This is a genomic window from Gottfriedia acidiceleris (assembly GCF_004138285.1).
GTDB classification, from domain to species: domain Bacteria; phylum Bacillota; class Bacilli; order Bacillales; family Bacillaceae_G; genus Gottfriedia; species Gottfriedia acidiceleris_A.
The window spans coordinates 295085-310277 of the sequence record NZ_SCFN01000008.1; the positions used below are offsets into that span (position 1 = coordinate 295085).

Annotated in this window: 9 protein-coding genes and 1 pseudogene; 6 read left to right on the forward strand and 4 right to left on the reverse strand. The window is 36.0% G+C overall.

The features are described 5' to 3' along the window. Nucleotides 1-46: 46 nt before the first annotated feature. Nucleotides 47-4471, reverse strand: a complete 4425-nt coding sequence (locus tag EP747_RS14775; protein WP_129690889.1) for an alpha-amylase family glycosyl hydrolase — start codon at nucleotides 4469-4471, stop codon at nucleotides 47-49. Nucleotides 4472-4686: 215 nt separating this feature from the next. Here EP747_RS14775 and EP747_RS14780 point away from each other — a divergent pair, with 215 nt between their 5' ends. Further along, a complete protein-coding gene (locus tag EP747_RS14780) occupies nucleotides 4687-4887 on the forward strand; it encodes a hypothetical protein (protein WP_129690890.1) in 201 nt (66 codons plus the stop codon). A gap of 276 nt (nucleotides 4888-5163) precedes the next feature. Here EP747_RS14780 and EP747_RS14785 read toward each other — a convergent pair whose 3' ends face one another. From EP747_RS14785 to EP747_RS14795, 3 genes are all read right to left on the reverse strand, one after another. Next, nucleotides 5164-6678: a CoA-acylating methylmalonate-semialdehyde dehydrogenase gene (locus tag EP747_RS14785; protein WP_129690891.1), complete on the reverse strand. Its 1515-nt coding sequence runs from the start codon at nucleotides 6676-6678 to the stop codon at nucleotides 5164-5166. Nucleotides 6679-6759: 81 nt separating this feature from the next. After that, on the reverse strand, nucleotides 6760-8115 hold the full coding sequence (locus tag EP747_RS14790) for an aspartate aminotransferase family protein (protein WP_129690892.1): 1356 nt from the start codon (nucleotides 8113-8115) through the stop codon (nucleotides 6760-6762). A 225-nt stretch (nucleotides 8116-8340) separates the two neighbouring features. Then, nucleotides 8341-9927: a PucR family transcriptional regulator gene (locus EP747_RS14795; protein ID WP_129690893.1), complete on the reverse strand. Its 1587-nt coding sequence runs from the start codon at nucleotides 9925-9927 to the stop codon at nucleotides 8341-8343. 168 nt (nucleotides 9928-10095) lie between these two features. On the opposite strand from EP747_RS14795, the gene EP747_RS14800 reads away from it, so the two are divergent. The 5 genes and pseudogenes from EP747_RS14800 to EP747_RS14820 all read left to right on the forward strand — a co-directional run. Beyond that, the gene (locus EP747_RS14800; RefSeq protein WP_129690894.1) at nucleotides 10096-11724 is read left to right on the forward strand and encodes an amidohydrolase; all 1629 of its coding nucleotides are present in this window, start codon (nucleotides 10096-10098) and stop codon (nucleotides 11722-11724) included. Beyond that, nucleotides 11721-11924: a DUF3311 domain-containing protein gene (locus EP747_RS14805; protein WP_268895647.1), complete on the forward strand. Its 204-nt coding sequence runs from the start codon at nucleotides 11721-11723 to the stop codon at nucleotides 11922-11924. Before EP747_RS14800 ends, EP747_RS14805 begins: the two co-directional genes overlap by 4 nt. Beyond that, nucleotides 11921-13408: a sodium:solute symporter family protein gene (locus tag EP747_RS14810; RefSeq protein WP_129690895.1), complete on the forward strand. Its 1488-nt coding sequence runs from the start codon at nucleotides 11921-11923 to the stop codon at nucleotides 13406-13408. The genes EP747_RS14805 and EP747_RS14810 overlap by 4 nt, the downstream gene beginning before the upstream one ends. A gap of 17 nt (nucleotides 13409-13425) precedes the next feature. Beyond that, the gene (locus EP747_RS14815; protein ID WP_129690896.1) at nucleotides 13426-14652 is read left to right on the forward strand and encodes a Zn-dependent hydrolase; all 1227 of its coding nucleotides are present in this window, start codon (nucleotides 13426-13428) and stop codon (nucleotides 14650-14652) included. Nucleotides 14653-14928: 276 nt separating this feature from the next. Then, nucleotides 14929-15193: pseudogene (locus EP747_RS14820) on the forward strand (substrate-binding domain-containing protein); the annotation flags it as partial.

Genomic DNA, 15193 nt, shown 5'->3' on the forward strand with positions numbered 1-15193 from the left:
ATCCAAAAAAGGTCTACCAAACTCGGTAGACCTTTCTTGTTTCTAATTAGTTGGACTCACTAATTGTTTTATTAATAACATCTATCACATAGTTTTTTGTGTTTTTGTTAATCGAACCACCATCACCTTTAAAAATTGTGGATTTGGTTGTATCAGTTGGTTCAATGTGTACTGGTACTAGTGTCTGACCATCTTTTAGATTAAAAGATTGGTTGAAATTCATCTCATTATCGGTAGTTACTTTTTCTCCGTTGATGGTGAGGTTAGCACCTTTAATAGAATTCCCTTTGACAGTTAAAGTTGAACCATTCAAATCAATTTGGCTAACTACAAGTGGCTTATCAATCCAGCGTAAAATTGTATCTTGGACAGTCATTTTGTTGCCACCTTGATTTGAAACAACTATTTTCATATCAGTTCCAGTCGCACCGTAACCATAGTAACTGATATCATCATCTGATGGATCAGATGGTGTATGGTCTGCTAATCCTTCATGATCCCATGTGTTGTCTCTCGTATATTTATAAGTAATTTCAGTTCCTTCCTCAAGCTCAACTGTATATTCCCAATCTGGTGTAACTGCACCATTTCGGCTCATTGACCATGCACCTGTATTCCAACCATTTAAGCTGTTAGGTATATTCATTTGTGCTGACAATGGAGTGTCAGCTGGTGCATGCACCTTAAAGGTGACTTGTACCATGACAATATCAGGTGTGACATTTACATTATTTGAATCCACATAGTTCCCTGCTTGATCAAAGACACGGATTTGGTAGTTATATGTTGTACCGTTTGTGACCTGATAATCACGGAAGGTAGTAGTGTCCCCATTTACTGAAGTAAGTATATGGCCGTCACGATAAATGACAGATTTATATGGCTGATCTGGCTGCGTAAGTTTCCAGTTCAAGTTAACCTGACCAGACTCTTGAATTGGAGTATCCAAAGTGACTTCCTTAGCAGGAGGAGTAGTATCTAAAGTGCTACGTGTATAATTCACTTCTTTTGTTTCAGAGTATACCCATGTATTTCCTAAATCAGATGTAAAAGCCATTCGGTATTCATATATGCCAGCCTCTAATGGTGTGAAGCTACCTTGAAACTCATTAGCTTGATTTTCCTGAGACTGACCATTATATAGAGCTTGGTATGAATCCCAAGCTGTCTGGCCTTTCATTCTTACTTGAAGATCGGCCATAATTCCTTCAGCTGGGCCTGTTTCTGTTGCACCCTGCAAGTAAAAAGTTGCTTTAACAGTAGAATTTAGCGCTAAATTCAGCTCCTGGTTAGCTAGGGCTGTCAAGTTGGACACGCTAGCTTTGCTAACATCGTAATGTGGCACGAGACCAACTGAGACAGCAGGATCGGATTCGTTCCCATTTGAATCTACAGCAGTTACAGAAAAATAGTAGTTACGACCATTATTTAAATCTGAAATGGTTACAGTATTGTCTGTAGTTTCTTTTACTTTTGTCCATAATCCACCAGCAACAGTTGATTGATAGACATTGAATTTTGTGCCAGTACCTGTCCAACTTAAAGTAATTTGTTTAGAACTAGCAGTACCGATTACATTGTTAACTGACTGTGGACTTTTCACGTCATTGCTGGATAGTAACATTCTTCCTGATTCAGCAGGAACGGTCAATGTCAACTTGCCATCCTTCACTGTAGCAACGTATTTTTTATCTAATTGGTCTACTAGACTAATTCCGTTCGCAATCAGCTTTTTAGTGTCAACTTCAACAGTTTGTGCAGTTTTCCCTCTGTTGATGATGATTAGGGCTGATTTTGTTCCTTTAGTCCGAACATAAGCTAATACATCGTCTTTAGCATAAATATGGTGAAGATCTCCATGACTAAATAGATCGGAATTTTTACTACGTATTTGACCAATATTTTGATAATGTTTAATCAAATCTTGGTTTTCATTTCCCCATGGATACGTACGGCGATCATCTGGATCTTTTGACCCTGTTTGACCTGCTTCATCTCCATAATAAATGGTCGGTGCACCAGGATAACCCATTTGAAGGATAGAGGCTAGCTTTAATCGTTTCACACCTTCATTGTAATTATAGTTCGGATCCTGTTCAGCTCTGTTATAAGTATCCGTTCCGTTGCCTAACAGGAATATAGCTCGTGCAGTATCATGAGATCCCATTAGATTCATGAGAGCATAAAAAGCTTCCTTTGGATAATCCTCTTGTACGGCAAGGAGTGAGTTTTGTGCATTTTCTGCATTACCATTTTTTAAATAATCTAGTACGGCACCTCGGAAACGATAATTCATTACGGAGTCATATTGATCTCCTAAGAAGTATTTGGAAGCATCATCCCAAATTTCTCCTAAAATAAGTGGTTTTTCATCTTTTTGAAGAGTTTGTCCTGAACCAGTCATCGTCTTGGATTTAATTTCTTTTCGAAATTCCTGCCAAAATGCGCTGTCTACTTCATTCGCTACATCTAAACGCCAACCGGAAGAACCTCGATCAATCCAAGATTTTCCTACAGAGTCCTTATCATACATTATATAGTTAGCTAATGCAGTGTTGTTAAGTTCACTAGGGTGATCAACCTTTGAACCTTCTTTTGATTCAAATACTGGGAGACTGTCATAGCCCCACCATCCTTCATACTTATAATGTTCCCCAGTTGAAACACCGTTGACTTTTTCATTTGGCACTTTAACATTTTCAATATGGAACCAGTTTTCAAAACCGTATGGGCTAAAGGATTGGCCTTCGGAGAGAAGTTGTTTTTTCGCTTTCTCTTTGGCAGTATCCTCGGACAATTTTTCATCTTTCATCAAATCATAAATACGAGACCAATATTCATATGCACCAACTGTATTATATTTGTTATAGCGGTCAAAATAGATTGAATCGTCAGAGACGTGGTTAAAAACACCGTCCAAAATTAAATGCATATTACGTTTTGCTAATTCTTTTGTGAAATCCTTAAATTCTTTTTCTGAGCCAAACATCGGGTCAACTAATTTGTAATCTGTTGCATCATATTTATGGTTGGATGGTGCAAGAGCAATCGGATTTAAATAGAGTGTGTTGACTCCCAGTGATTGAAGGTAATCAAGCTTGGATTTGATTCCAGCGATGTCTCCTCCATAAAAATCATTACTAAACTCTCCGTCTCCGGTATATGATCCAGTTCCTTGTTCATAAGGATTATCAGGTAAGCTTGACCAAGAAGAGGGATGTTCGATTGGCTGATTACCACGAGCTCCAATTTTATCCTTTACATTGTCATTGGTCTTGTTGCCGTTAAAAAAGCGATCGGGGAAGATTTGATAGACTACAGCTTCTTTCATCCAATCGGGAGTTTGATAATTAGGGTCATATACTGTCAATTGGAAAAGGCTTGCATTTTTATCTACTGCTTTTCCAGTATGACCTTCTTGTGTGTCTTCTCCATATTCTGCCGTTGTATCTTGATCTCTGACAATGAACTTATACCCATGAATCCCTTTGTCCGTTGGAGTAAACATAGCTTCCCAGTACTCAAGGTCACCTTTGCCATTTGTATTTGACCAGCCTACATTCTTCATAGCCAAGACCTTTGTTGTGCCAGAATTATAGTTTTTTACATAAAGGCTCGCGCTTGTCAAATCTCCTTTCTTAGCCGATATCCGGAAGGTGACAGGTGTCTTTTCTGGAACGGCCCCAAATGGCTTTTTGTATACTTGGTCCCATGAATTATGATAAAGGGCATTCTGATCAATCAAGCCGTCAGAGCCTGTTGGTTTATAATCTGTATAAACTTCTTTTGTTTGGTAATTAAAGAAAAATGTAATAGTAGATTCAGAGAGTACAGTTAACTTCAAATTGGAAGCAGGGTAGGACTCGTTCCAATCTTTTCCTAGTACTATCTTGTATTCGTAAGTACCACTTGGCACTTTTGTCGTAAAGGAATATATATTTTTGAAATTCTCATCTTTTAAAAAGGCTGTTGAGTCTGCTGGGCTCCAAGCTGGCCCTGCATTAATAGCAGGCTGGATCGTTCCAACAAGACGTGGTTGTCTTTCTTCTGCTATAGGAGTGTAATGAGTGCTGTCAGTAATTGAATGAGTGTTATCATTATAGTAGAAAGTAACTTCCTTTTGTTCGGAAAGTACTAGTTTAATATTATTGCCTCCAGGATTTCCGCCTTCACCGTAATTTTCCGACCAGTTTCCACCAATGGCAATTTTATATTCATATTCACCAGCTGGTAAAGTGCCAGTAAATGTATAGAGACCATTACCTTTATAAACCATTTCCGTTTGGTCTGAAGCTGGGTCCCAATCACCTGAATTTCCTAACAATTTTTGAAGGCTTCCTACAAGTACAACTTGCCTAGCTGTCGTTTCTGTTGCTTTTGCAGTTCCATTTGTAAAAAGTCCCGGAAACATCTGGAAAACTAATCCGAATACAGTGACGAGCGATAAAAATGTTCTGTGTTTTCTCCTCATGAAAAAACCCCTTTCTCTTTCTAAATTTGGAAAACGTTTATACAAAAGATGCAATAAAAATATGTATGTAGTTAATGCCCAATATTGCAAACGTTTGCACAATTTGTTTTCAAAATAATTATAACTTTTTATTAACACAAATCAATGGAAAATAGCAAAATAATACAAATTTTCTGAAATAAATACACCTAATGTCAATTCAAGATAGGGTTCATATGGATTTAGATAAACTGATGGATAAAGGGATAATAGCTGTAAATAAAACGATAGAAGATTTGTGGAATAGTGAATTTGTAAACCAACTAATAGAAATAGATGATAGTAGAAAAGTAGTAGAAGTTGGGGAGTATTTTACCTATTTTATATTGGAAAAAGCAAAAGATGTAGGAATTGAGATCGAGAAGGAAAACGTATAAGGAAGATAGTTGGAGTGGAGTAGAGTAGAGAAATTGTTTGCACACGGTGGCTATAACTATTCTACAAGTTTTAATTATTCTTTATTTTGATTGATAAAGTCACAGATGCTAATTTCGGTATTTGAGTTTAAATAAGGAAAAGAACTTAAATAGACTATATTAGCTGTTTAAGCTAATAAGGCAGTTAGCAATTAAATAGCTTCATAACTCAGACGCAAAAAAACGCGGTCCTAATTACCTAACCGGGACCGCGTCTTTTTGTGTCTATACAAATAATTATTTATTACTAGGAAACGCAAACGATAAGCTACTATTTTCACTAGGAGTCAACCAACGCTCAGAAATCATCTTCGTCTTCGTATAGAAGCGTGCTTGGTCAGGACCAAACATTTGCCCGTCGCCAAATTTTGAGCCTTTAAAACCGGCGAAGTTATGGTAACCCACGGGAATTGGAATTGGTACATTTACGCCGACCATACCAACGTCAATTTCAGTCGTAAATTTCCTAGCGGCTAAACCATTGTTTGTAAAAATCGTTACGCCATTTCCTAATTCATGCTGGTTGATTAATTTAATTGCTTCTTCTAAAGAATCCACACGTACAATATTACGTACAGGGCCGAAAACTTCTTCATCATAAATTTCCATGCCTGGTTTAACATGGTCCAGTAAAGTCGGGGCTAGGAAGAAGCCTTTGCTATTTTTAGTAATGTCTTTATTACGGCCATCACATACGATTTTCACGCCTTCCTTTTCACTACGATCAATCGCTTTTAGGATAGTCTCTTTCGCTTGTTGCGAGATAACTGGCCCATAATCGGCTCCTTGAGTGTAAGCGCCGACTTTTAATCTATTAATCTTTTCTTCTAAAATTTCTACTAAACGATCAGCTGTTTCTTGTCCTACAGGCATTAATGTTGAAATTGCCATACATCGTTGGGAGGCAGCTCCATAGCCAGCACTAATGAAGGCGTTCGCTACTTGCTCTAAGTCGGCATCTGGCATGACTACCATATTATTTTTACCACCACCTAAAGCAACAACTCGTTTGCCATACTTAGCGCTTGTTTCATAAATATAACGTGCGACAGGTGTGGAACCAACGAATGAAATTGCCTGTACTGCTGAGTTTTCAAGCAATTCATTTACTGCTTCTTTATCTCCATTGATTACTGTCCAAATTCCATCTGGGAGACCAGCTTTAGTCCATAACTCACTAATATATAAAGCTGTCATAGGTACACGCTCAGAAGCTTTTAAAATTACAGCATTTCCAACTGCTACTGCCATGCAAGTTTGCGCTAGCGGCACCATAATTGGAAAGTTAAATGGAGAGATTGCTGCAACTACTCCAAGAGGGTATTTAGCAGAATAAGCATTAATTTGTCCGCCAACATTTACTGAATATTCTCCTTTCATTAAGTGGGGAGCATTAATTGCTAAATCTACTGATTCTAAACCTCGAGTAATTTCGCCTAATGCGTCTTCTTCTGTTTTTCCGCTTTCCGTACAAATTAATTCGATTACTTTATCTTTATTTTCCATTAGCAAGTTTCGGAATACCATTACAATTTCTGCACGTTTAGCAACTGAGAGGTCACGCCAAGCAGGAAGGGCAACTTCTGCTTTTTTAATTGCATATTTCACTTCTTCTACGGAAGCTAATGGAACTTTGGCAATAACTTCGCCTGTCGCAGGATTGAATACATCTTGGAAACGACCGCTTTTGCCAGCAATCATTTTTCCATCTATATAATGTGTAAGTTCTTTTACCTCAGTAATATTTGTCATCTTTTAGTTCTCCCTTCAATGATCAGCTATTATTTCTATAATTCACGTTAGCGTTCGTTTTCTCTTCCATTTCTTTTGATTTTATAAAGTTTCATTTATTGCTTGCGCTAAGCCAGAAAGAATGAAATCTTTTTCCTCAGTTGTAATATTTAACGGAGGTGATAGTGTTAATACATTGTTATAGCCTGCTACTGTTACACCGTTTTTACCAATAATTAGTCCTCGTTCTTTGCATTTAGCAATCACTTGATTAACTTTCTCTATATTTAAAGGATTTTTTGTATATTGATCTTCTACTAACTCGATTCCGATTAGTAATCCTTTTCCGCGAATATCGCCAACGTGAGGGTGGTGTGAAATGTTCTCTTTTAATTCATCAATTAGAATCGCACCCATTTTAGAAGACTGTTCAAATAAATTTTCACGTTCCATAATTTCTAGGTTTTTTAGGGCAACTGCGCATGCAGCTGGTGAACCCCCGAATGTATTTACATGGCGGAAATAGTCATAGTTTCCGTTTTTAGTAAACTCTTCATAAATTTCTCTCTTTACTGCTGTTGCTGAAAGTGGCATGTATGCACTCGTAAGTCCTTTTGCCATTGTAATGATGTCAGGTTGCACTCCGTAATGTTGATGACCGAAGGCTTTTCCTGTACGTCCAAAGCCGCAAATTACTTCATCAACAATTAATAGTGCGCCATGTTTATCGCAAACTTCTCTGATACCTTTTAAGTAATCTTCAGGAGGCATAATGACTCCACCACCAGTAATAATTGGCTCTAAAATCATCGCCGCAATTGTTTCTGAGTGTTCCCATGTCATGATTTCGTCTACCGCTTTAACGGAAGGTAATTCGCTAGCATTCTTAAAGCCATCCTCATTGTAGCGATACTGATCCGGTGCTTTCACATGAATAAACCCTGGTGCTAAAGGTTCGTATTTATATTTGCGCTCGGCTTGCCCTGTTGCAGCGAGTGCTCCCATAGTGTTCCCATGATATGCGCGGTAGCGTGAAACAAACTTATATCGATTTCCTTGTCCTTTTTGCTGAAAATACTGACGGGCAATTTTAAATGCTGTTTCATTTGCCTCCGAGCCACTATTAGAGAAGAAGACTACATAATCTCCACCTAATAATTCGTTGATTTTTTCGGCAAGTAAAATTGCAGAAGGATGACTAAGAGATAATGGAGTATAGTTGTTCTCTAGAAGCTGGTCATATGCTGCTTTTGCAATTTCTTCTCTTCCATAACCAACATTTACACACCATAATCCAGACATTGCATCTAAATAACGATTACCATCAATATCTGTTAGCCAAGCTCCTTCAGCTTTTTGAATAATAGTTGTAGCTTGCGGGTTATAAGGCTTCATTGCATGCCATAGATATTTCTCATCTCTTGTAACCAAATTTTCAGCTATACGAACATTTTCCATTTGAGTCACTCCTTTAGTAATTTGTTTATCTGTCTTTATTGTGAAGTTTTTTAACGCGATTATCATCAGACAGAATGTAAAATGTTTACTAAAAACTGTTTCACATATTGACACTTTGTTAAGTAAAAAAATCCCCTTCCTTTCATTCAAAATTGACTTGAGTGAAAGAAAGGGGATTTATAAAGAGAATAATCCTATAAAACAGCTGAATATATGAAAAGCCGTTTATAAAGAAAGTTTTTCTAAGTCTGTAAATTGGAAATTGTCCTGAGTAGCCAGCAACATTAATTCAACAGCGAGTCGCTTTGGTGGAAGCATATAATCAGTTCCTATTAAACTTTCAATCTTGGACAAGCGATGATATAACGTTTGACGGACAATAAATAGCTTTTTAGCAGTCTCATTTTTTAAACAATTACATTGCAAATAAACTTGTAATGTTTCTATCAAATTTCCATTATTTTTTGCATCATATTCATAAAGGGGATATAAATAGTTCTTTGCTAAATCCATAATTGCTTTATTTTTTTGCATTTGAAGAATTAATTGATGTAAATAGAGATCTTCATAAAAATAAGAAAGTTGAAGAGCGTTTTGGCGGATTAATAATGTATCCTGTGCAGTTTCGAAACTTTGGTGTACTAATTTATAATCATTTACAATCTGCCCAACAGCAGAAGTGACATTTAAGTCTATATAATTATTATTCTTTCTGAAGTTCTTGATTTTTTCAATGCAGTCTAAAATACGCTTTTTTGTATCGTATCCGTAAATATCTGCAATGATATAAATCAGTCTTTGCTTTTCCTCCAATAAAAATATAACGAAGCCTTTATTTTCAAAAATATTACGGGAGTATAATTTATAATAATTTAAATCGTATTCTTTTTTTGAATTCTTTATGTGATCGATTAAGACGAAATAAGAGCAATCTACTAAATTATGAAAGCTTTGTTCTTGTAAGAAGGAGGTAATGGCGGAATCTTCGAATGATCCATTTAACCAAGATTCTAATAAAACGCGGGAGTAAATATTTTGTTTCTCTTCTATGTATAGACTGCGTAACAAATATTGAGATAAAGCGGTTACAGTTCTGTCTAATACTAATAACTCGAATTCATTTATTGTACGGTTCTCGGTGAAAATACATACCTCACCATAGCTTTCCTCTAGTATGTTTACTTCACATTTTGCAAAATGTTTTCTTTCGTTTTTCTTTTCGTATTTGTCTCTTAAGTTCATATACATATGCTGTTTTTCATTTGGAATAAAGGAAGGTTGCTGACCGTTAATGATAAATGCAACGTTAATATTTAAATATTTATAAAGCCTCATTAAAATATGTTCGTAGTGAGTTATTTTCAAAGTTAATTTGTTAATTTCTTGCGAATAGTTTTCCAATCGTTTAATCATTTCATATTGTTGATTAATTAACATACTATGTATTTCTTGTGTGATCTCTATAAATGGGACGATTTCTTTAAACACGATAATTGGGAGATTATACAAATTGGCCAACTCGATTACATTATTCGGTACAGTTTGTATATGTTCACCAAATTCAATACATAATCCGGCTGCTTCTTTACTAATTAGTTGCTCTACAAATTCGAAAAGCGTCTTTTCTTGAGTTAGTTGTATTCCAGTAGTTAATACTAATTCATTGCCTTTAATGAAGGTACCAATCTCTTTCGACTCCAGTATATGAACCCACTTAATAGCATTCAAAACCCCACTGCGACCAGCTAGAATTTTAGCTTTTTTGAAATGTTTTTTATCAAATAAATCTTGAACCCTTAGTGAATAAGACAATATATAGCCTCCTCTTTAGAAAAAGGTTTATCAATGCTTTATACAGAAAATATAACATAATGTAAAACGACAAAGGGAACTTTTTTACATTATGTTCATATCAAGCGAATAAAAAGCTATGTTATATTTTTTGTATATTCATAAAATTTAGATAAAGAGGGTGTGCGAATGAAAAAGACGGCTTTATTAAATGGTGAAGTGATTACAGTAAATAGTAAAAATGAAGTCTTTGAAGCATGTCTGATCGAGGGGAATAAGATTGCAGCTGTAGGAACAACAGAAGAAATAAAAAAATATATAACTGCCTCAACGGAAGTCATTGATTTGCATGGAAGATCTGTTTTACCAGGCTTTATTGATGCTCATATGCATCTTTTTTTATACGGTAATACATTAATGCACCTCGACTGTAAAAATCCCACAATTAATTCGATTGAAGAGCTAAAAGATAAATTAGCTGACACCGTTCAAAATACTAAAAATGGACAAATAATACGTGTATTTGGATTTAATGAGTTAATGGTAAAGGAACAACGATATCCTACGATTGAAGAACTTGATGAACTTACACAGGAACACCCAATTGTCATTACCCGCACATGTGGGCATATTGGGATTGTTAATTCAACTGCCTTAAAGATCGCCAAAATTGATCCAAGCACTCCTAATCCAAAAGGCGGAACAATCGAAAAAGATAATAACGGCAAGTTTACTGGTCGCCTCATTGAAAATGCCTTTTTAGAATTTAATCAAAATGTGACTTATAGTAATGAAGAATTATTTAATGCGCTAATGAAAGCACAGGAACAATTATTTGCTTATGGTATTACAAGTGTCCATGATGCTGGTGGATTCGATGAAAATAGCTTTAGAATTATGCAAATTGCTTCAAATAATAAGCAATTAAAAGCTCGAGTTTATGCATTAATCGGCAGTTTGAACGATTGCGAGAATTTTACTAAAAATATGTTAGCGGCTGGGGTAATGACCAATACAGGAAATGACTTTTTCAAAATTGGACCAGCTAAACTTTTCACTGATGGTAGTAGTACTGGCCCGACAATTGCTACTCGTGAACCGTACACAAGCGATGGCAATAATTACGGTTATTTACAGTATACAGAAGAAGAACTTTATTCTATCTTTTCCCCAGCACATCGAAATGGCTATCAAATTACAGTTCATGCTCAAGGTGACCGAGCGATTGAGCAATATTTGAGTGTCATAGAAAATATCTTAAATGAATTTCCACGTGATGATCATCGTCATCGTGTTGAACATTTAGGCGTCTGTCCACCAGATTTGCAAGAAAAAGCCAAGGCCCTAAATGTCATTCCTATACTCAACCCTTCATTCCCTTATGAATTCGGAGAAAGTTATATTCGTAACTATGGTGAAAGAACCAATTATATGTACGCGGCAAGTGATTTATTGAACCAAGGCATCATCGTAGCGGCTGGTTCAGACGCTCCGATCACGACAGTTAATCCATTAGTTGGCATATACACAGCTGTTACTCGTTTAACGCGACAAAATACAGCTTTTGGGCAACAACAAAAAGTATCGCTAATGGATGCGATTCGAATGTATACGTATAACGGGGCCTATGCAAGCTTTGATGAAGATTCTAAAGGAAGCATAGAATCAGGAAAATTGGCTGATTTAGTTATTTTAAATACTTCCATATTAGATTGTCACGTGGAAGATTTACTCGAAGTAAAAGTAGATTCGACAATTTTAAATGGTGAAATAGTGTATGCAAATCAATTTGAGGAATGGAGTGTGGGTAGCAAGTGAGAAATTATTCTAAATTATTACTGATTATTCCCTTCATAGGAATGTGTGTCCTTCTGCCCTTAGCTAATCGTATAGAGCCTATTATTTTAGGAGTGCCATTCTTATTATTTTGGATTGTATTATGGATGATTCTATCGTCTATAATTCTGTTCATCGTTTATAAATTAGATCCTACCAATAAAGGAAGTGAATTTGAATGAATGTTGCCTTACTGATTATCTTTTTTATTGGGGCCGTTGCATTATACTTAGGGATTCGCGCGAGTCGTGGGAAAGAAATGAATGTAAATGAGTTTGCGGTAGGGAATAAAGGATTCGGTACAATATTCGTATTCTTATTAATTGCTGGTGAAGTTTATACGACTTTTACTTTTTTAGGCGGCAGCGGCTGGGCCTATTCAAATGGTGCGGCAGCTTATTATGTACCAGCATATATTTGCTTGGCTTATGTACTTTCCTATTGGATTATCCCAAAAATTTGGCGTTTTGCAAAGAAGAATGATGTTATTTCACAGCCTCAATACTTTATGAAAACTTATAATAGTAAGGCTTTAGGTATGGTTGTAGCTTTCATCGGTTTAATCGCACTTGTGCCGTACATAGTAATCCAATTAAAAGGATTAGGGATTATCGTATCCGAAGCTTCTTATGGTGTTATTACGCCATTAATTGCTTCTACAATCGGTGCAGTTATTGTTACAATTTATGTTATTAACTCAGGTATCCATGGATCTGCTTGGAATGCGGTATTAAAAGATATTTTAATCTTATTTGTCATTGTATTCTTAGGTATCTATATTCCTTATCACTATTTTGGAGGAATTCGACAATTATTTGAAGCTGTCCAAACAGTTAAGCCAGAAGCTTTAACATTCGCATCTGAAGGTTATAGTATGCCTTGGTTTATTTCGACAATTGTTCTAAATGCGTTTGGTTTTTACCTTTTACCACAATCTTTTAGTGTCGTATTAGCAGCTAAAAGTGAACGTGCATTAAAGAAAAATGCAATCACATTGCCTTTGTACACAATCTTAATTTTATTTGCCTTCTTTATTGGATTTGCCGCAATCATTCAAGTGCCAGGATTACAAGGACCTGAAGGTGATCTTTCTCTTTTACGTCTTACTATGAAAACATTTGATCCTTGGTTTGTAGGAATTGTTGGTGGGGCAGGACTTTTAACTGCATTAGTTCCTGTATCTGTAATGGTTATGTCTGGAGCAGTAGGGTTAATGACAGGATTTTACAAATTAATTAAGCCAAACTCAAGTGATCGTCAGCAACTGAATGTATCTAAATTATTTGTTTTATTTATTATTTTAGTAGCGTATGTATTTACTATTACGGGCGGAGAAGCGTTGGCTGTTTTAAACATAATGTCGTATGGTTTAATTACTCAATTAGTGCCAGCACTGATCTTCGGTTTCTTTAACACAAAACTAATGAATAAGTACGGTGCGATTGCTGGTATTATTACAGGGGTTTCCATCGTATTATTTAATGCAATAACTTCATTTAAATTAGTTAATATTTTCCCTAATATTCCAAGTTCAATTAATGATATTAACATTGGATTTGTAGCAATTGGCATTAATATTATCATCAGTGTGGGCGTAAGTTTAGTAACTAACGCATTGGTTGAAAGAGAAAAAGCTGAGCAAGGAGCAGAAGAAATTGCCCAATAATTAAAGGAGGCCTTCATATGATAAAGACGAATGCTAATCGGCTTCAAAAATTAATTGAGTTGTTTAGTGAATACGGTAAAACGGAAAACAATGGAGTAACTAGACTAGCATTATCTGCTGAAGATATTGCTGCAAGGAAGAAGTTTCAAGAGTTATGTGAAGAAGTGGGAATGACAGTAAAGTATGATGATATGGGGAATATGTATGCTACTTTACCAGGGAAACAAAACTTGCCTCCAATTGTAATTGGTTCCCATTTGGACTCAGTTATTAAGGGAGGACGTTTCGACGGCGTACTAGGTGTACTCACAGCTTTAGAGACTGTTTATACAATAATAGATGAAAAGATTGAGTTAGATTACCCAATTACAGTTGTCAATTTTACAAATGAAGAAGGGGCAAGATTTGAGCCATCTCTTATGTCTTCTGGAGTGCTATCAGGTAAATTTGATAAAAAGAAGATGATCGCTTCTACAGATAAAAATGGAATTACATTCGCAAAATCACTAAATGAAAGCGGTTTCGAAGGTTCTGAAGCAAATCGCTTAACAGAAGCTAGCGCGTATATCGAACTACATATTGAACAAGGACCTGTACTAGAGCGTAAAAACTTAGATATCGGAGTTGTAGAAGGTGTATTAGGAATGGTATGCTATGAAATCTCTGTATTTGGAGAATCCAACCATGCAGGTACGACGCCAATCAGCATGCGCAAAGATCCGATGTTCACTGCTGCTAATGTGGTGGTAGATTTACAAAAGCAGTTACAAAGACTAGATTCAGAGCTCGTTTACACAATCGGTCGTATAAATGCATATCCAAATATTCATACGGTCATTCCTTCAGAAGTAACCTTTACTTTAGAGGCGAGACATAAGGATCCGAGTGTTATCGCAGAAGTTACACGAATGGTGGAAGAGCTGCCAGGAAATATAAGTGGCTGTCCAATCAAATCCACACGCCTATGGGATCGAGACACAGTTGACTTTGATGAAGAAGTCGTAAATGCTGTGGAATATGCTTGCAAAGAGCTAGGGTATAAAGAAAATCGTATGTATAGCGGTGCCGGCCACGATGCTCAATTCATTGCTTCCTATATCCCAACAGCTATGATTTTTGTCCCAAGTATAAATGGATATAGTCATCGTGAAGATGAATTAACTTCATATGAGGATTGTGCTAAAGGAGCGAATGTGTTACTTAATAGTGTGTTAAAACTATGCGTTGAGAAAGTGAATAAATAGGGTTTTCTTATATATAGTAGGAAAGAATTTTAAATGAAAATGGCCGAATGATTTCGTCTATTTTCATTTTTTTGTATTAGCTCTTTATATTAAAATGATATTTTCTAAAATCCAAGTACTCTCTAAAAGTAAATAGAGAGTCTTATTTTTATCATTAAATGATCTTCCTATCCCAACTTTACGAATTATTTACAATCGTTTAAAACTAGGTTAATTATTCTTTTCTATAGTTAGAGATGTAGAAAATAATAATTTTCCTTAGGAGGACAAACAATAATGAAACGTGGATTAAAATTAACATTTGCAGCAATGGCTATTACAGGTATGTTAGCGGGATGTTCTAATAAAGATGAAAAAACAACTGGCAAGACTAGTACAGATGATAAAAAAGTAGAATTAACAGGAACAATTGGTGCTGCAGGATCAACAGCATTACAACCACTAGCTGACGAAGCAGCTACTGAATTTATGGCGAAGTACCCACAAGTATCAATTACAGTTCAAGGTGGCGGTAGTGGTACTGGTGTAAACCAAGTATCTA